Below are 18,097 nucleotides of genomic sequence, written 5' to 3'. Positions count from 1 at the left end.
CGAGTGCGTGTGCGCTGATTCAGCCCGGACTCAGGCCATGATCGGCAGGCCCCAGCGATACCGAGTCCGCTACGAATGGGCTGCCGCACGAGCTCCGCTCGCTTGCCTCATAGACGACCTGCCGCACATCGAGCCGTGGTCATTCCCAGCGGGGGAACGTCGACCAGGCCGACAACGAACCCAGCGGCGCACCGGGTCTGACCTGCGTGGATGAATTGCTGAACGAATCCGGCGGTATCGAGAGACGTGGTTGCGGAGTTCCCTGCTTCCTCATGGCCCGATTGTCTGACCTCACTCGGCCGAGTCAAGGGAAAGAGCGCCCTTGACACGACCTCACTCCGCTCAGGGATGGCCAGTATGAGGAAGCAGGGGGATGGAAGTCGCCCTGCCCATTGGATAGGTGCCGGACTACTCCTTGTCTGACTGGTCTGCACCCTCATCGTCAGCCGGAGGCAGCTCCTCGACCTGCTCAGGCTCCGGTTCGAACTCATCGGGAGTACCAGGGAGTTGCGGCACCATCCCTGCTTGCCGCAGAGCTGCCTCCACGATCAGCACATACTGTGCGTCCCGCTTTCCAGAAGGAAGCCGCTCAGCTACTCGTTCCGCAGTAAGCAAGTAGGACTGCACCAACGGCTGCCCAAAGTAGTACCGAACATGTTGCTGCGCTGCGGTGTTGACCCGAATGAACGTTCGTGCAATATAGCCACCTGTAGCGGTACCCACCGCAGCGACAATCGCAGCCGAGTACTTCGTGGCTGTGTCGTCCGCATTGACAGTTATCCAAAGTCCAGCACCGACGATCGCTAGCCCTGCCATCATGGCGAACAGACTGCTGCGGTGGGATGATCGGCCCTGTGCACGAGCCTGAACGTCGTACGCCTCCATCTGCCGTCGGTTGACCTCCATAAGTTTCAGAAGGTCATTCGGGTCTGCCACGTTCTCGACCGCCTCGTCGAGATTTTTCCTGGCATCAGCCGTAGCGGACGAAGGCAATAGGTCTGGGTTCAGGTAGAAAAGGAGCGTGAATATCAGTCCGAGGAGTGCCAGAAGGCCGAACAAGGTGAGTCCGAACACCCTCGTATAATCGTCCGCGACTGCATTCGGATTGCGAAGCCAGACAACGAGTAGCGGAACCCCAAAAACGACGGGCGTTAAACCAACTGCAGCAAAGTAGAGCCGGGGGTTTTCCTTCATGTGGCGCACGGAGTAGAGCCGCGGTGCAGTAGATCCCGAACTTGTCGCCATCGTGACTCCCCTTCGTCCTTCGAAGCGGCAAGGCTCACAACCCGGCGCGCTCTGGCACTACCCCTGGTCATTATGTACGCCCCGATCGATCGGGCGATCAACGGCAAGACGACCCTACTGCCAAAGACATCTCTGCGCTCGATCTCAGCCATCGAGGTGCGTTCCGGACATGCAGAACTCGCGGCGCATCACACCGCACCGAGCTCCGTACGCAGTACGTACGCAGCGCCCCCAGTCATCACCGATCACCACCAACGACGCCAATACCGAACCCGCAGGTGAAGCCATCACTGCAAACGATGCCGGACACACCAAAACTCGGCAAATCGGCCATAGGCCGCTCTCCTAAAGCGGGTGTCGCAGGTTCGAATCCTGCCGAGGGCACAACTTGACCTGAAGATTTGCACACATGCCACGCTTCAATGCCAGATACGTGCCAGTTCCTCGTGTTCGACGGCCACAGAAGTGGACATTCAGGCATAGGACGGAGCAAGGTCCGGGGCCGCTGGCGGGCATCCGCGTGCCCCCAGCAGCGTCCAGCCCTTGCCCGACGTCAAACCAAGCATGAACGGCGAACGGAGCCAGTGCCCTCGGCATGCGGGTCTCGACCAGATCGACTAAGTGAACCGGTGGCAAGCGTTGCTCGTCGGTGCCAGTCGACTCACTGTGTGTAGGACAGGACGGTCATCATGCCGGCCTCGCCGTGGTAGGCGTTGTGGCAGTGCAGCATCCATTGGCCGGGGTTTGTGGTGTCTAGATCGGCCCCGATGGTTTGCATCACCGGCACGATTGCGGTGTCCTTACGTGGCCCAGAGCCGGTCGGGGTGACGAGTTGGAAGGTGTGGCCGTGCAGGTGCATCGGGTGGAACATCATCGTCTGGTTGATGAACCGCAGTCGAACTCGTTGTCCCTGCACCACATCCAGCGGTGTCCGTTGGTCGTAGACGCGGCCGTTGATGGTCCAGATGTATTTGCGAGCGTCCGCTCCGAGTGTGACATCGAGGGTGTGGTCGGGCTGTTTCGCTGGCAGCCGCGCGGCGTCGGCGGCGGTGAGCCTGTCCGCGGTCAGCGGTGGGGCGGTGAGTTCGGTCGGGCGCACGTCGGCCGAAGGTGGGGTGCCTGCACCGGTGCGGATGAGGGCGAACCCTTGACCTGTTTTGCCTTCCGCGGCCGCGACGATGGGGAAGACGCCGTCGGCGAGGTCGACGATCGCGTCGTAGCGTTCGCCCATCCCGATCAGCAGGCTGGAGGTAGTGACCGGTTGGACGGGGTAGCCGTCGGTGTGGGTGATGCGCATCCTGTGGCCGCCGATTGCGACGCGGAAGGCGGTGTCGGCGGCGGCGTTGATGATGCGTAGCCGGATTCGCTGGCCCGGCTTGCCGGTCAGGGTGACGGGGTCGGTGTCGATGCGGCCGTTGATGAGGTAGTAGGGGTAGTCCTTGATGTCACCGGTGTCGGAGCCGAGTGGGGTGTTGGGGTCGGTCGGCATCGACATGCCGCCCATGTTCATGCCGCTCATTCCGCCCATGCCGGACATGCCGGACATGCCGGTGGTGCGTAGCTGTTGCATCTGTTTGTCGGGATCGCGACCTTTGATCCCGTCGAGCCAATCATCGAGCACCACAACAGCTTCGGTGTCGTAGTCGCTGCCGTCGGCGGGGTCTTCGACGATCAGCGGCGCATACAGGCCGCGGTCGAGTTGCACCCCGACGTGCGGGTGAAACCAGTAGGTGCCCGCGTCGGGCACAGTGAACTCGTAGCGGAAGCTGCTGCCGGCAGCGATCTCTGGCTGGGTGATGGCGGGGGTGCCGTCCATGTCGCCGCGTAGCCCGATGCCGTGCCAGTGGATAGTTGTCGGCGCGGGCACAGCATTGGTGACCTCGGCGCGCAGCACATCGCCGCGCGTCAGCCGAATCTCTTGTCCGGGCAGCCGGCCGCCGTAGGTCCAGGTCTGCGCCTGCGCACCGCCGAGATCGACGGTGGTGGGTTCCGCGCGCAGCGTCACGTCTCGGATGGTCGCCGAGGCTGCCCGCCGTTGGTTCTCGACAGCACGGACCGCATCAGAGTCGGGCAGGACGAGCTTGCGCGCAGGAGGGGTGGGGTTCGAACACGCGGCAAGCGCGGCCGCCGCTGCGGTGTCGGCGGTCAGCGCGAGGAATCCGCGTCGGGTCATGGGCGTGGTGGATGGGAAGTGCTTGGACGACACGGGATCTCCCTGGATGGTGAACTGTCGATGAGGTCGGGCAAGCGCACCTGCATCCGTGCCCGAAGTGGACGCCGGCGCAACCTGTCAGATCCGCATTCGTCACGATCGCCCGCGCCCGCGGCGGCGCGGTCTACCTCGGCGTATCCTTCTCGATCATCGTCTTCCTCATCGCTGAGCTTCACGACCCTGCTGGCCACCGGAGTCAACGTCGTGCCAGTCGGTGTTCTGGTGCTGGGTATCGGCACCCCGGCCCACGCGGTGGCCCCCCGCCTTGCCGCGGTTGTCGCCTATGGCGTCGTCGCCTGGTCGTTCCTGCTCGAGATCATCGGCGCCAGCCTGGGTGTCAGTCACTGGCTGCTGGATCTATCAATGCTGCACCATGTTTCACGCGCCCCCGCGCAGGCGGTGAACTGGAACACCGCGGCGATTCTGATTGCCCTCGGTATCACTGCGACCGCTGCGGGCGCGCTCGTTTTCGGTCGCCGTGATCTCGTGAGTGCGTAATCTCGTGACTGATTGAGAAGAATTCCCTCTGACCAGCCAGGTTGCGGCTGAGGCGGTTGCGTCAGCCTACGGTGACGGTTGTTGTCATTCCTTGCTCCCGATGGCCGGGGACCGAGCACCAGAATTCGTAACTTCCGGCGTCGAGTGTCGTAGTCAGTTGAGCGCTGGCGCCGCCGTTCAGTATCGGGGTGCGCGTATCGACGCCCTGGCCGGTGATGACCAGGTCATGGGGGGCGCTCCCGGCGTTCGTCACGTTGAAGGTGTACGTGCCCGGCGCCAGACTCGTGGGCACGCTGATCGCGTACTCGGTTTCGGTGACAGCGATCTCGGTCGCGTCCTGTGCGCGCACGAGCTGCACGGTTGCAGGGGGCACCACTGCCGAGGATGGCTGATCCCCCTGCGCAATGCCCGCCGTGGACGCCGCTGCCGCGAGCGCTGCTGAGAGTACGGAGACTGTTTGGGTGGTTCGCCGCTTTGGATGCGGTTCCATAACACACCTCCCGGGGCCGACGATGTCGATACGGATGGGTGTTCTACTGAGCTTCACAGCCTACTCCTGCGATCCCGCGGGGTCGATGACACCACTGCCCTTGCGGGTGGTAGCGCGCTGCGGGCACCGCCGACAGTCGGTTGACAGGGCAGCAATGGCCCGCACACGGGAACCTTCACTGATCTGGCCTGCGGAAACCTGCTGCGGACGAGGGCGTTTCGTGAACGATCGCTCTCCGATCCACAATGTCGCGCACCCTGTGCACGAGCGCGTATCGACTGCGTGGCGCCCGCAACCAACATCGAGGTAGGGGCGGTCCACGAGGGGTTTATCCGACCTTGTCCAGATCTCGTGCCAGGTGCTTTTCTCGCTTCTTTCGTTGCCCGTACCGGGTCATGCCGGGCGGTTTGTACACCGCCAGGACGGTCGCCGCGATCAGTAGCACCACGGCCGCGATGCAATGGCCCACATTCGTCGGGGACTGCACCATCGCCAGGTCGTCACCGGTCCAGGAGGAGTGGGAGGCGATGCCGATGATGGGTTCCAGATCAACCCGGGTGTACAACAGCAAGATCAAGCTGGCCATGACGTTACCATCGCCTCCTTCCGTGGCCGTCAGCGCGGAAACTGCCTTTGCGACAGCATTCTCGAGTGGAGTGTGCGCCACATGTACCTCGCGTTGACAGGGCATTCCACCCTTGCGTGGCGGACTTCCGCTTCTCACCGGTTGATTCATACCCCCTTGGGGTATAAAGTCGCGGCGGCGTAGTAACAGCGACTGCCGAACAGGACGAGACGAGGATGGCGATGAACGCTATCGGACACGCGCTGGCGTTGGCCGGGTCGATGACCTGGGAGATTCTCTGGGCACTGATTCTCGGTTTCGCACTGTCGGCGCTGGTGCAAGCCGTGGTGCGCAAGTCCACGATCGTCCGACTGCTGGGTGATGACCACCCGCGCACGCTCGCCGTCGCGGCCGGATTGGGTGCGGCTTCGTCCTCGTGCTCGTATGCCGCTGTGGCGCTGGCACGTTCGCTGTTCCGGAAGGGCGCGAACTTCACCGCGGCCATGGCCTTCGAGATCGGCTCGACCAACCTGGTCGTCGAACTCGGCATCATCTTGGCCCTGTTGATGGGCTGGCAGTTCACCGCGGCCGAATTCGTCGGCGGACCGATCATGATCGTGCTGCTGGCGGTGCTGTTCCGGCTGTTCGTGCGCTCCCGGCTGGTCGATGCGGCCCGCGACCAAGCCGACAAGGGGCTGGCCGGATCGATGGAAGGCCATGCCGCCATGGACATGTCGGTTCCGACAGAAGGATCGTTCCTGCGGCGACTCTTCTCACGGCCGGGCCTGACCGCCGTGTCCCACGTCTTCGTCATGGAGTGGGCCGCCATCCTGCGCGACCTGGTCATCGGCCTGCTCATCGCGGGCGCAATCGGCGCCTGGGTACCGGATTCGTTCTGGCAGAAGTTCTTCCTGACCGACCATCCGCTGGCATCGGCGATTTGGAGCCCACTGGTAGGACCGTTGGTGGCGATCCTGTCGTTTGTGTGCTCGATCGGCAACGTGCCCCTGGCCGCGGTGCTGTGGAACGGCGGCATCAGCTTCGGCGGCGTGATCGCCTTCATCTACGCGGACCTGCTGATCCTGCCGATCCTCAACATCTACCGCAAGTACTACGGCACCCGCATGATGCTGACCCTGCTGGGCACCTTCTACGCCGCGATGGTCGGCGCCGGGTATATCGTCGAGATCCTCTTCGGCACAACCGGTCTCGTCCCGCACGAACGCAACGCCATGGTGATGACCGAGGGCATCCACTGGAACTACACCACCTGGCTCAACATCGCCTTCCTCATCCTCAGCGCACTCCTGGTCATCCGCTTCGTCCGCACTGGCGGCATCCCCATGCTGCGCATGATGGGCGGCACACCCGACGTCGAGCACACCCACCACGACCACAGCGGGCACGCCGACCACGACGACACTTCCACCGGACATGATCACACCGCCCACGACCACACCGGGCATCATCCGTCCGGCGAAACCCACTGATCCACAGCGCTATCCGGCAGTTATCTCGTCGATAGCCGCACGGGGTCCGTGGTCGACACGGCCGGCGGCGGTGTCTGCGTGGGATCGCCGGGGACGGTGACAGGGTGGCCGAGCACCAGCGCAGTCGCTTTGCCGGTCGAGTTGGTGGCGGTGAACTGCTTGTCTGCACTAGTAGCTACCCGGCCACAAGGTGCCCAGCGGCACGGTCCAGGTGCCGTCCGGCGCCGAGCTGAGCCTCAGCACCCTGCTGGCCGCCGGAGTCGACGTCGTGCCGGTCGGTGTCCTAGCGCTGGGCATCGGCCCCTTCGCGCGCGGTCGCCGATATCCGGGACCGCGCTGTGGGACGAGCACCGATCTTTCGACACTAGTCGCCGACGCGAACTGGGCTGGTGCGCGACATGCGGTCCTCCCCAGCAAGAACCTGGGCGGACTATATCGGCGTAAAATGCGTGGTACAGGCGTTGCGGTGGGGTTTTTTGGTGCTCTTGTCGGCTCCGTGGTTGATCACGCAACTCCAGCCGCGTACGTACTGGGCCAGTAGGTCTTTCGGAACGGTCCGGACCAAACGGTTCGTGGGAGGAGGCTTCGGCAGTGAGTCAGGAGGGTTGCCGACGCGTCGCGCGTCGTGGTGCTTCCAGCCACGGCGGGGATGTGCCGAACGCGACCGTGGCGGTCGGCATAGACCGCGAGCGTCGAATCCGCCGGGCCCAGACTCCTCACACGGACGGACGCGATTCGTGATGAGCGTTGCTGGAGTGTGGTCGCGGGTGAAGCCAATCGGTCGGTCGCGGCCCGCTGGCTTGGCGTTGGCGGTGCTTGCCGCGGCGCTGCTCATGGCGCCACTGGTGCACTGCTCGATACCCGGCATCGGCGTCCAGTCCGATGGGGCCGCTCCCCACTCCCACACGACCGCAACTCAGATCACCGCGTTGGTGGCCTCGGCTGTGGATCGTCCCGCACATGCCATCGCCGATGTCGGTGATCGCCATGATGCGCCGCACGCCGTCCACTGCGTCATCACGTACGCGCTACCGGCAGCTGTCGGAAGTTTCGTGCCGCTGCTACTGCTCTTGAGTGTGCTGGTCGCGGCCACGGTCGTCGCGGCGGCGGTGTACCGGATGGGTTCCGGTGGAGTTCGAGGTCCGCCTGTCGCGCGTGTGCCTATCGTCTGCGGCAGAGTTCTGCTGACGCGTCTTTGTATCGCCCGACGCTGATCGGTCAGCGCCAGGCCGGCGAATGTTGTCCTCTTGTCGGCCGGTGTCCGCTGCCCGCACGTCTCTGCGCCCTTCGGGGTCTCGATACAGAAAGCGACAGTCATGGACGACATTGCGCTCGGCATGCGTGCCGAGGTTCCCGCGGCGCTGGTGGCCGCGCCGGGCCCGGCCCTTCACCCGGACGCGCTGGTCGGCAACACCCCGGTGCTGTGGGTCGGCGCACCGCTGGCACCGGCGGGCCGAGGGTTCTGGGCCAAGCTCGAGGGATTCAACCCCGGCGGAATTAAAGACCGCCCCGCGCTGCACATGGTGCGGCGCGCGAAGCAACGCGGTGATCTGACACCGGGTGCGCGGATCGTCGAATCCACCAGCGGCACATTGGGTTTGGGCCTAGCACTGGCGGGAATAGTGCATGGACATCCGGTCACCGTGGTGACCGATCCGAGCCTGGAGCCGATCGTGGCGCAGATGCTCGCCGCGTATGGGACACAGATCGATCTGGTGACCGAGCCTCATGCCAGCGGCGGCTGGCAGCAGGCCCGGAATGAGCGAGTCGTCGAGCTGCTCGAGCGTGAGCCCGATGCATGGTGCCCAGACCAGTACAACAACCCCGACAACGTCGACAGCTACGAATCGCTGGCGCTCGAGCTGATCGAACAGCTCGGGAGTGTCGATGTACTGGTGTGCGCGGTCGGCACCGGCGGTCATTCGGCCGGAGCGGCGAGGGTGCTGCGCCGGTTCAACCCGGACCTGAGACTGATCGGGGTGGACACCGTGTCGTCCACGATCTTCGGCCAACCCGCCGGTCCACGGCTGATGCGGGGCCTCGGTTCGAGCATCTACCCCCGCAACGTCGATTACGACGCCTTCGACGAAATCCATTGGGTCGCGCCATCGGAAGCAGTGTGGGCGTGCCGCACACTGGCAGCGACACATCACGCCAGCGGCGGCTGGAGCGTCGGTGCGGTCGCGCTGGTAGCGGGGTGGGCCGCCCGGATCAACGACCCGGACATCCGGATCGCGGCGGTGTTCCCCGACAGCCCGCAGCGTTACTTCGACACCATTTACAACGACACCTATTGCGAGAAACAGGGTTTGCTCCACGCCGATCCGCCGATCGAACCGGACACGATCACCCACCCGGCCGAGAAGGTCGTGCGAGTCTGGACCCGCTGCACCACCGTCATCGATCCCAGAGATCTCACCCGTAACACAAGGCAGTCGTCGTGACGGTCGTCGTGAAGTTCCGTAGCTTCGATCTCCCCGCGCGGCTGCTGATGATCAACCAGTTCGGCATCAACCTCGGCTTCTACATGCTGATGCCGTACCTGGCCGGATATCTGGCCGGGCCACTGGGCTTGGCGGCATGGGCGGTCGGGCTCGTGCTGGGTGTGCGGAACTTCTCCCAGCAAGGCATGTTCCTGCTGGGCGGCACGCTCGCCGACCGGCTCGGCTACAAACCACTGATCGTCGCCGGATGCTTCCTGCGCACAGGCGGTTTCGCGCTCCTGGTGTTCGTCACGTCACTGCCAGGGTTGCTGATCGCCTCGGCCGCAACAGGTTTCGCTGGAGCTTTGTTCAACCCGGCGGTGCGTGCCTACCTCGCCGCCGATACTGGGGAACGACGGGTGGAGGCGTTCGCCGTGTTCAACGTCTTCTACCAGGCCGGCATCCTGGCCGGGCCGCTGGTGGGACTTGCCTTGATGGCGCTGGACTTTCGTCTCACGGCAGGCTCGGCGGCGGTAGTGTTCGCGGCATTGACCGTGGCGCAACTGTTCGCGCTCCCGGCCCGCCGCGCGGAAACGGCCGCCAACAAGACGTCGGTTCTGCAGGACTGGCGCACGGTGGCGGCCAACCGTCGGTTCGTGGCCTTCGCCGCGGCGATGATCGGCTCGTACGTGCTGTCGTTCCAGGTGTATCTAGCACTGCCGCTGCAAGCCGAATACATCGACCGGGCGTGGGCGCAGGCGATCACCTCGGCGGTGTTCGTTATCACCGGTGTCATCGCAGTGGTCAGCCAGCTGCACATCACCGCATGGTTACGAACCCGGTGGAGGACCGGGCGCAGCCTGGTCATCGGTATGAGCCTGCTGTCGGCGTCGTTCCTGCCCCTGGTGATCGTGCCCGAACCGCAGCGGTTCGGCACGACCGTCGCGATCGCCGCACTTCTGGCGGCGGCGGCGCTGCTGGCGATCGGAACCGCGGCGGTGTTCCCGTTCGAGATGGACACCGTCGTATCCCTGGCCAACGGAAGGCTGGTGGCCACCCATTACGGCTTCTACAGCACCGTGGTGGGTGTCGGGATTCTCATCGGCAACCTCGGCACCGGCGCTGTGGTAGGCGCTGCCCGCGACTCCGGAGCCGACTGGGCGATATGGGTCGGGCTCACCGCAATCGGCGCCCTCTCGACGCTAGCCCTGCACCGACTTGACCGGTCCCGGCCCACGCAGGCCGCCACCGTCGGTATCGATCAGCCGAAAACCACGATCAGCGGCGGCCAGCACCAGTTTTCCACAGCCGAGCAAGCACCGCCGGGCACCCGGCGAGCCGCTCCGAAGGCCACCCCGTTGCCAGCTGATCGCCCCGACCGTTCCCAATTGGGACGTGGTGCTCGCCGTCGAGGTCTTCCGACCTGAGCACATCCGCCCGCGTACCAGGTGACACGGTTCTTACCGGCACCCACAGAACGCCGAACCCTTCCGCGCCAACACTGTTCGAGTTCGCACGACCGTATTGCCGAGGGATGCGCGCAGGGTCGCCGACATGGTCGTGTTCGCTGTTAGCCCCTTTCCAGCGACGCTCCGGCGCACGGTCAGCTCGACACGTCGGTGCCGAGAAGCTTCAGGCGGCGGGTGTATTCCTCGTCGTCGATCTCCCCGCGCGCGTACCGCTCGGCCAGCATCTGCTGCGGGGTCTGCCGCGCGCTGGTGTCGCTGCGCGGGGCGGGTCCACCCGAGTAACGAACGAGGGTGACGAAGCCCCCGATCACGAGTGCCCAGAAGATCAGCATGCCGATGGTCATCAGGGCGTAGCCCCAGCCACCCATACCGCTGCCGTACCACATCATCATGTCCGTACTCCTTCGAACCGATCAACCGCCGCAGGTGATCACATCGTCATCGGGGCCAGAATGCCCTGCTGATGCAGCCACATCATGACCGCGTGACACACCTGCATCACCGGCGACTGCATGTCCATGTTGCTCATGTCCATCGACTCCACTCCTCGCACTCGGGTCGGCGAACATCTCCGACCGTGTCGACTTCGACGATCACACGGCGCCCCCGACATCAGCAGGGTCCGAAGACCCCACCGCCGAGCCCAACGTCCTCAGCAGCCACCTGACCGCTGACAGGTGTTCAAGCGTAGAAGTCGTACACGCAGGCCTCGCACACGACAGCGTTGCTGCTGCCGAACAGGTATCCCTTGTTCTCCCCGACGGGCCCTTTGCAATCGACGCAGGTGTCTCGGTAGCGGTTGCGGCGCATCATCTCTCCTCGATCGGTCACAGCGGCTCGAACGTTGTCGTTGGTCAGTAGATCCATCCCGCGATGGCCGCGATCGCGAGCACGAAGGCGATCAGCAGCAGCACCTCGGCCCAGCGGGTCCGAGACGTGAGCTCTTCGGCGGCACCGCGGTATCGCTGGTCCTGCTGAACCACAGCGGCTTTGGCGGCGTCGAGGTTCTTCCGCACGGCCTGCAAGGTGGCATCGAGTCCGGCGATGATCTGGTTGGCTTCGGCCAAATCGGTGTTGGCGGCGACGAGATCGGCGGTGACCGTATCCCGTTCGCCGGTGCGCGCGGTGAGATCACGCTTGTGCCGGGCACCCTCCGCGATCAGTGCGTCGATCCGCATGTTCTGCTTGCCTATCGCCTCGGCCTGTTTGGCGACGCGGGCGTTGGCGGCCTCGACCTTGCGGCGCATCTGGTCGATCTCGTCGGCCTGCTCGGAGGTGTATGCGGTCCAGTCGGTCATGGTGGCCCACCCTGCTTTCTCGGTCTCTCGATATCCCCAGGCGAGTTCGCCCCCGATCCACACGTCGAGGAACTGGCGCACAGCGATCGGCTCGACGCGGAGTTCGGCGCGGCGGCCGTGACGTAGGTATCCGGTGTGGGCGAAGTAGTGCCCGCCGCCCGCTGTCGGGGTGAAGCTCTTGATCCCGAGCGCGGGCAGCTGCTCGACCCAGGTGCACGAGCGGGTCAGCCACAGCACCTCATCGGCGCCGGCCGCGCGGTGGTGCTCGGTGCGGGCGCGGGCTTCCTCGACGGTCAGTGGCGACCATTGGATTTCGACGGCGTAGCCGCGGCCGTCACATGTGCCGAACACGTCCGGGCGGCGCCCGTGCCGCGCGCCGACGCGGGGGGCCGCGTACTCGTTCACATCGCGGGAATCACCAGCATCGGATCGCTCGGCGTGGCGCATTGGTTGGATCGGAATCTGAGCGAGGTATTCAGCTCGTCCTCGACATTCATCAGCGGAGTAGTCGAATGCGACTTCGACGCTTACTTCGCCGTGACCGACAGCCGTTTGGTCGTCGGCCCATACTCGGAGCGCTCATGAAGGTCGCTACGGCTCAGCTTCCCGCGCTGGCGGACGAGGATCGGGTACTCGTCACCGATCACGGCGTGATTGTGCTCGACGGAGCGACCGCACATGACCCAGCCATGCCAGCCGCTCACGGATCTGCGAGGCATTCTCGCCGAAGCCATTGCCGCGACTGCGGATCACCTCCAGCTGCATTCCGGCATCGCCCCATCGAGCACGGTCGCACTGCTTCGGGTCTGTGACAACATCGCCGAGATCCTCACTCTCGGCGATTCTCCGGTGATCGTCGGCCGAGCGGACAACGGCTTTGACATCGTCACCGACACCCGCCTCGACGACCTCCATCTGCCAGAGTCCACGCAGTACCGAAACAGGCTTGCCTCTGGCAGCGGCTACGACGAAACCCACCGCGGCCTACTCCGAGTGCTTCAACGCAAACAACGAGAGCGCCGAAACCACGCCGATGGCTACTGGATCGCCGAGACCGACCCCGACGCCGCATATCACGCCGTAACCGCCCGCTACCCAGTTGAATCAGTCCCGTGGGTCGTGCTCGCTACCGACGGAGCCGCAAGCCCCCTCGCACCAATGGAGACCTCTTGGCCGGACATCGCGAAGATGGACGCCGCCGGACTCCGGCAACTCCTCGAACGTGGTCGACATTGGGAAGCCAACCACGATCCAGATGGCCAGATCCAGCCACGTTCCAAGCGCCACGACGACATGACCATCGCCTTGCCGTAACCCCTTGCGGCCGCCCCGTCTCCCCCAGCTTTGACTCACCCCCTTACTGAGGGCGGGCCAATACGAGGAGGTTGAGAGGACTAGGCAGGCAGCCAGATCGAGCGATCAGCGGCATGAGCGGATATTCGAGTTCTGGGGTTTCATCGTGTTGAGTGGGGTAATGGGTCTGGCGCGCAAGGGAACTCGAATTCTCGACGTTGACGGCGAGCGCTTCAGATGGGTCGTCGCACCTGACGACGAACCTGGTCTCGCCATCGTCGTCGAGATCGCCGAAGGCCAGGGACAACGCATGGTCACCTGGGTCGACCACGGCACAGTCATCACGCCCGGTGTGGTCGCGGAGATCATTCGCAAGGCTCTCCGCAACGGATGGACTCCGAAGCAGCGAAATCGACAGATCACCTACCGCGTTCAAGATGCCAAGTTCACAACCTGGCCACCTCTGGCACCATGAACCGCTCACTGCACTGAATTCAGCATGAGCGTGCGCTCCGCGCCGCACCAGGTTCCGGCCGTCGGCGCCTCGCGCCGGCCGGTTCGGTCAGCGCGATCAGCGGCAGAATAGTGCGTTTACTGCAATGGAACTCGCTGCGCGGGGTGTCAGAGACTCATGGCCTGACGTATTCGAACGGTCTGATGGTCGTCGGCAAACGAGGGCGGGTTCGGACAACCGGGTTGTGAGCGGCGACGGGACATAGGCAGTCAGACGAGCTTCGTTTGGTGGCCGCTATCGGTCGGGCCGGGCTGCCTTGTCTCGGAGGTAGCGCTGTTCGGGAAGACTGGTGGTGCGCTGGGCTGCCAGACTGTAGTTGGCCCAAGCGGCGGCGAACTCGCCTGCCAGCTCCTGTAAGTGGGCGCGAACGGCGTAGAGGCGGTGGTGCCGGGCGATCCGAGGGTCGGTGTCCAGTCCTTCCAGCAGTTCGAGTCCGGCGTGGGGACCGTGGGTCATCGCAACTGCTACCGCGTAATTCAGCGTGACCATAGGGTTCGGCGCGATCCGGCTCAGGATTTCGTAAAGGATCCGGATCTGTTCCCAGTCGGTATCCGCGGCCCGCGGTGCTTGGACGTGCAGCGTGGCGATCGCTGCCTGGAGTTGGTAAGGGCCGAGAGGTGAGGAGGACATGGCGGCGGTCACCAGTGCTGTGCCCTCTTCGATCAATGCGGCGTCCCACCGGTTCCGGTCCTGCTCGGCCAGCGGAATGAGGGCACCGTCCGGGTCGGTGCGGGCCACGCGGCGGGCGTCGGTCAGCAGCATCAGCGCCAGGATTCCGGCGACTTCACCGTCGTCCGGCAAGGACCTGTGCAGCATGCGGGTAAGGCGGATCGCTTCCGAAGTGAGTTCAGCGCGATGCAGATCCGGTCCGGAACTGGCGGTGTAGCCCTCGTTGAAGATCAGGTAGAGCACGTGCAGGACAGCGTCCAGCCGTTCGGCCCATTCTTGGGGACCCGGCATCGCGAACGACGCTCCGGCTGCCTTTATCCGTTGCTTGGCGCGGCTGATCCGCGGCGCCATGGTGGCCTCCGGCACGAGAAAGGCTCGGGCCACCTCGGCTGTGGTGAGCCCGCCGACGGCCCGCAGTGTCAGTGCGACCTGAGAGGTGGGGGTCAGCGCCGGAAGGCAGCACAGGAACAACAGTGCGAGCGTGTCGTCCTGGTCGCCGGGGCTGTCGTCGCCCGGCGGCGGCGAAAGGTCGGCCTCCGGTGTCTCCTGCGCGGCGGTGGCTTCCCTGCGGCGACGTGCCTGCTCGCTGCGCACCTGATCGACCAGACGGCGGGCGGCGACGGTGATCAGCCAGGAGCGCGCGTTCTCCGGGATACCTTCGGCGGGCCACTGCATCGCCGCGGCGAGCAACGCCTCCTGGACCGCGTCCTCGCATTCCTCGAACCCGCCGTAGCGGCGTAGCAGCACCCCGAGGACCTGCGGCGCCAGCTCGCGCAGCAGGTCCTCGAGACGTTCGGACGTGCTCACATCTCCATCCCGGCCGAGTCCATCAACGGGCGCACCTCCACGGCACCGATCTGATCGCTGGGTAGCAGGGCCGCCAATTCCACAGCGCGCTCGCGGCTTTCGCAATCGACCAAGAACTGTCCGGCGACATGATCCAGGGTCTGCAGGTACGGGCCCTCGGTCACGATCACCGCGCCATCCAAAACCCGTACTACGGCGCTGATGGACGGATCAGCGAGTAGGTGACCGTCGATCAGTTCCCCCGCATGCCCGGTCGCGGCCAGCAACTGCTCGGGATCGAACGCTTTCCCAGATAAGGCCGCAGCGCTCGGATAGAGATTCAGCAGGAACTTCACGGCGTGCTCAGCGGTCGGCTGTGTCTTCGAAGACGATCTGCCGCACCTCGATGCCGAGACCCTCGACACCGGCGTCCGGGATGAGCGCGGCCAGCTCCAGCGCACGCTCCCTGCTGTCGCACTCCACCATGTAATACCCGCCGAGGTACTCCTTGGCCTCGAGATAGGGCCCGTCGGTCACCGCGGGAACGCCGCCCCGGACCCTGACCACAGCGCTCTGCGACGGGTCGGCCAGTACCGCGGTGCTGATCATCTCCCCTGACTTGGTAACGGTTTCGATGAACGCGCCGTGGCCGCTCATCACCTTCTGGCGCTCCTCATCAGTCAGCGCCTCCCAGATCTGCGGGTTGTTGTGCATGATCAACAAGAACTTCACGTTGTCTCCTTCGATGGTCGGGCGGCGCCGTCGAGGCACCGTTCACCATCAAGTCGGAGCCAGTAGCGCATTCTTGCGGTGCCGGACCGCAAAATTCTGCTGTCCGCTCCGACCAAGACCCGAAGGGCCGCCTCGACTGAGCGTTCCGCACCAACGGTCAACAACGGAGTATAAGAATGAATCTTCCACGCATCGGCGTCAGCCTGCCGTACGTCGGCCCGCACGCCGGCCCAGACGCCATCGTCGCAGTGGCCCAGGCGACCGAACGGCTCGGATTTCACTCCGTGTCCGCCAGCGACCGGCTCCTGATCCCCGCCGGACCGCACTGGAACAACGACGCGGGCCTGCCCGAATCCCATGTCTGGGACTCACTCGAGGTGTTGAGCTGGGCGGCCGCCCACACCCAGCGGATCCGCATGTGCACCGACATCGTGAACTCGATCTTCCACTCACCGATCAACCTGGCCCGTCGACTGGCCACGCTCGACCGGCTGTCCGGCGGCCGGTTGGATGTCGGGGTCGGTCAGGGCGGCGGTACGCGACTGCCACCGTTCTACATCCCCGAGGAGTTCATCGCGGCGGGGGTGCCGGCCAGCCGCAGAGGCGCCGGGTTCGTCGAGCACATCGCCGCGATGCGGGCGTGCTGGGCGCCCGACCCCGTCGAGTTCGACGGCGAGTACTACCAGATCCCGCTGTCCATGGTCGGTCCGAAGCCGTACGCGGGCAAAATGCCCCTGTTCATCGGCGCGATCACCCGTCACACGATCGAACGGGCAGCCCGCATCGCGGACGGCTTCATCACCACCGCGGTCGACTGGGACGACACCCAGAGAAACGTCCGCTGGTACCGAGAGGCCGGCGGCACAGGCACCGTAATCGTGAATACGCTCCCGGGCCGACGCGACCAGCACCCGTCTCCCAGCGCTTTCAGCGACACCGCGCTGAGCGACCTCGACCGTGCCGCAGCCGTCGGTGCCGACGAGATGCACATCGCGATCCACCTGCTGCCCTCGGACCCCGAGCAGCAGGTCGAACTGCTGGAGGCGCTGGCCACCAAGCTTGGTTTGCCGATGCGCAAGACGACGCAATAGCACCGGCCCAGCGTCCTGCCGCCGCAGCCGCCGGGCGCAACGAGGATGCCGGCACCGATGGAATGCGCCCGATCGCTGATGTGCCTGTGTCCCCGGATTTCCATGTGGCGCAACGCGGTAACCTCCACGATGCGCATGGAGGTTACCGCCTTGGTGCTACCGCAGACGGCGGCACGGCGCGTGGCCCCGGGGCCGTTGTCCGGTGTTGTCTTCTCATCGACCGGCCTCCGTAGTACTGCGGTCTCACCGGAGGGCAGTACCACAGGCCGAGCAGTCCGAGCATGGCGACCAGGGCGAAGTCCGGCGGGTTGTCCGAGTCGCGGGCGGCGCACAGCAGTGCCTCGAACTGCGGGTGTGAAAGTCCCAGTGTCGGTGACTCGTTCGATACCCGCGGCCGCCGGACATACTCGGCGGGTGAGCGGTCCAGGACGCCGTCGATAACGCAGGTGCGGTAGAAGCCTGCGACGACGGCCAGGCGGCGGGCGACGGTGGCGGGTTCGAAGCGGCGGACCTCCTGCACCCACCGCATATACCGTCGACCTCGGTGCGGGCGACGGCGAGTGGGGTCAGTTGCTGGTCGGTGCACCAGTAGAAGTAAAGGCGCAGACCGGATTTGGTGTGAATGCGCGATACCGCGGACAAGCGGGCGAGGTAGGCGAGGGCGGCCAGCCGGAGCACGAGGTCGTCACCGGCGAAGGTGACATCGAGGTCGGGTGAGGAAGCCATCCTTCACGATGCCGCGATCCCGGCGAACCGCCCGAACAGACGCGCGGGACGCGGCAACTGAGGACGTTCTGGTGATGCGACACGGGAAGTGTTTGCACAACGGCCTGGTCGGTCGGTGTTCCCATGGTTCCATGGATATGCCTGACCGCACTGCGACCGTGACTGTCAGCGACGAGGAGTACGAGCCGAGCGTTGCCGAAAACCTCGATGTCGCAATCACGTTGGAGCGAGAATCTGCCGGGGTCATACGGCTTCGATATGTCGGCGACCTGGAAGTCCCGGACTCACAGACTCATGTCACCGTCGCGCTCGAAGGTGCTCAGTCGTACCGGGGACGCGTTCTTGCCGGCCATAGGGGACCCGGAGGTGGGTGGATCACATTCGAATGTGACACACCGATTCCGGGTTCGCATGGCGAGTAGACCAGAGTGGTAGATCCGTTCCTCGGCATGATGGTGTGTTCGCCAGCGGAGCCCGCGGCGGCTCCAGGACGCCCGGGTCGCGGCTAGTAAGAAACTGGTGTCAGGATCGGATCCCGGCCAGGATCAGGTCCAGGTGCCCGGTGGGAAGCTCCCTTTATGCGGCTGCCCACCATC

General features: G+C 65.0%; 17 protein-coding genes and 1 pseudogene. 7 read left to right on the top strand and 11 right to left on the bottom strand.

Annotated elements, in window-relative coordinates:
* Positions 1-408: 408 nt before the first annotated feature.
* Both ACFYTS_RS35110 and ACFYTS_RS35105 read right to left on the bottom strand, forming a co-directional pair.
* Positions 409-1,194 (bottom strand): hypothetical protein, encoded by a 786-nt coding sequence (locus tag ACFYTS_RS35110; RefSeq protein ID WP_387309555.1) that lies wholly within the window; start codon positions 1,192-1,194, stop codon positions 409-411.
* A gap of 712 nt (positions 1,195-1,906) precedes the next feature.
* Positions 1,907-3,418: a multicopper oxidase family protein gene (locus ACFYTS_RS35105; RefSeq protein WP_387309566.1), complete on the bottom strand. Its 1,512-nt coding sequence runs from the start codon at positions 3,416-3,418 to the stop codon at positions 1,907-1,909.
* Between the two features lie 60 nt (positions 3,419-3,478).
* Between ACFYTS_RS35105 and ACFYTS_RS35100 the strand changes: the two genes are divergently transcribed.
* Positions 3,479-3,955 carry a hypothetical protein gene (locus ACFYTS_RS35100; protein ID WP_387309554.1) on the top strand — a complete coding sequence of 159 codons (477 nt, stop codon included), beginning with the start codon at positions 3,479-3,481 and terminating at the stop codon, positions 3,953-3,955.
* A gap of 61 nt (positions 3,956-4,016) precedes the next feature.
* Here ACFYTS_RS35100 and ACFYTS_RS35095 read toward each other — a convergent pair whose 3' ends face one another.
* Together ACFYTS_RS35095 and ACFYTS_RS35090 are read right to left on the bottom strand one after the other, a co-directional pair.
* Complete coding sequence (locus ACFYTS_RS35095; protein WP_387309553.1) at positions 4,017-4,502, bottom strand: plastocyanin/azurin family copper-binding protein; 486 nt, start codon at positions 4,500-4,502, stop codon at positions 4,017-4,019.
* A gap of 271 nt (positions 4,503-4,773) precedes the next feature.
* Positions 4,774-5,031 (bottom strand): hypothetical protein, encoded by a 258-nt coding sequence (locus tag ACFYTS_RS35090; protein WP_387309552.1) that lies wholly within the window; start codon positions 5,029-5,031, stop codon positions 4,774-4,776.
* 215 nt (positions 5,032-5,246) lie between these two features.
* On the opposite strand from ACFYTS_RS35090, the pseudogene ACFYTS_RS35085 reads away from it, so the two are divergent.
* The 3 genes and pseudogenes from ACFYTS_RS35085 to ACFYTS_RS35075 form a co-directional block, all read left to right on the top strand.
* A pseudogene (locus tag ACFYTS_RS35085) lies at positions 5,247-6,425 on the top strand (permease); the annotation flags it as partial.
* Between the two features lie 1,412 nt (positions 6,426-7,837).
* Positions 7,838-8,944 (top strand): PLP-dependent cysteine synthase family protein, encoded by a 1,107-nt coding sequence (locus ACFYTS_RS35080; protein WP_387309565.1) that lies wholly within the window; start codon positions 7,838-7,840, stop codon positions 8,942-8,944.
* Positions 8,941-10,350 (top strand): MDR family MFS transporter, encoded by a 1,410-nt coding sequence (locus ACFYTS_RS35075; protein ID WP_387309551.1) that lies wholly within the window; start codon positions 8,941-8,943, stop codon positions 10,348-10,350. Before ACFYTS_RS35080 ends, ACFYTS_RS35075 begins: the two co-directional genes overlap by 4 nt.
* A gap of 176 nt (positions 10,351-10,526) precedes the next feature.
* Here the strand turns inward: ACFYTS_RS35075 and ACFYTS_RS35070 are convergent, their stop codons facing one another.
* The 3 genes from ACFYTS_RS35070 to ACFYTS_RS35060 all read right to left on the bottom strand — a co-directional run bounded on the left by ACFYTS_RS35070 (position 10,527) and on the right by ACFYTS_RS35060 (position 12,137).
* On the bottom strand, positions 10,527-10,784 hold the full coding sequence (locus ACFYTS_RS35070) for an SHOCT domain-containing protein (protein WP_387309550.1): 258 nt from the start codon (positions 10,782-10,784) through the stop codon (positions 10,527-10,529).
* Positions 10,785-11,073: 289 nt separating this feature from the next.
* Positions 11,074-11,223, bottom strand: a complete 150-nt coding sequence (locus ACFYTS_RS35065) for a hypothetical protein (RefSeq protein WP_387309549.1) — start codon at positions 11,221-11,223, stop codon at positions 11,074-11,076.
* Between the two features lie 23 nt (positions 11,224-11,246).
* Entirely contained in the window at positions 11,247-12,137 is an 891-nt protein-coding gene (locus ACFYTS_RS35060) for a hypothetical protein (RefSeq protein WP_387309548.1), read from the bottom strand.
* A 231-nt stretch (positions 12,138-12,368) separates the two neighbouring features.
* On the opposite strand from ACFYTS_RS35060, the gene ACFYTS_RS35055 reads away from it, so the two are divergent.
* Both ACFYTS_RS35055 and ACFYTS_RS35050 read left to right on the top strand, forming a co-directional pair.
* Positions 12,369-13,004, top strand: a complete 636-nt coding sequence (locus ACFYTS_RS35055; RefSeq protein WP_387309547.1) for a PP2C family serine/threonine-protein phosphatase — start codon at positions 12,369-12,371, stop codon at positions 13,002-13,004.
* Positions 13,005-13,164: 160 nt separating this feature from the next.
* Complete coding sequence (locus tag ACFYTS_RS35050) at positions 13,165-13,458, top strand: hypothetical protein (RefSeq protein ID WP_387309546.1); 294 nt, start codon at positions 13,165-13,167, stop codon at positions 13,456-13,458.
* A gap of 273 nt (positions 13,459-13,731) precedes the next feature.
* Here ACFYTS_RS35050 and ACFYTS_RS35045 read toward each other — a convergent pair whose 3' ends face one another.
* From ACFYTS_RS35045 to ACFYTS_RS35035, 3 genes are read right to left on the bottom strand one after another with little or no spacing between them, the layout of a single operon-like run.
* The gene (locus ACFYTS_RS35045; RefSeq protein WP_387309545.1) at positions 13,732-14,973 is read right to left on the bottom strand and encodes an RNA polymerase sigma factor; all 1,242 of its coding nucleotides are present in this window, start codon (positions 14,971-14,973) and stop codon (positions 13,732-13,734) included.
* Positions 14,970-15,308 carry a YciI family protein gene (locus ACFYTS_RS35040; RefSeq protein WP_387309544.1) on the bottom strand — a complete coding sequence of 113 codons (339 nt, stop codon included), beginning with the start codon at positions 15,306-15,308 and terminating at the stop codon, positions 14,970-14,972. Before ACFYTS_RS35040 ends, ACFYTS_RS35045 begins: the two co-directional genes overlap by 4 nt.
* A gap of 7 nt (positions 15,309-15,315) precedes the next feature.
* Entirely contained in the window at positions 15,316-15,684 is a 369-nt protein-coding gene (locus ACFYTS_RS35035) for a YciI family protein (protein ID WP_387309543.1), read from the bottom strand.
* Between the two features lie 176 nt (positions 15,685-15,860).
* On the opposite strand from ACFYTS_RS35035, the gene ACFYTS_RS35030 reads away from it, so the two are divergent.
* Entirely contained in the window at positions 15,861-16,775 is a 915-nt protein-coding gene (locus ACFYTS_RS35030; protein WP_387309542.1) for a TIGR03619 family F420-dependent LLM class oxidoreductase, read from the top strand.
* 142 nt (positions 16,776-16,917) lie between these two features.
* On the opposite strand, the gene ACFYTS_RS35025 is transcribed toward ACFYTS_RS35030, so the two are convergent.
* Positions 16,918-17,304: a hypothetical protein gene (locus ACFYTS_RS35025; RefSeq protein ID WP_387309541.1), complete on the bottom strand. Its 387-nt coding sequence runs from the start codon at positions 17,302-17,304 to the stop codon at positions 16,918-16,920.
* Positions 17,305-18,097: the final 793 nt, after the last annotated feature.

The sequence above is a fragment of the Nocardia sp. NPDC004151 genome (assembly GCF_042874235.1).
Taxonomy (GTDB): domain Bacteria; phylum Actinomycetota; class Actinomycetes; order Mycobacteriales; family Mycobacteriaceae; genus Nocardia.
The sequence above is the reverse complement of the archived record's forward strand: the minus strand, read 5'-3'. Positions and strand labels throughout refer to the sequence as shown.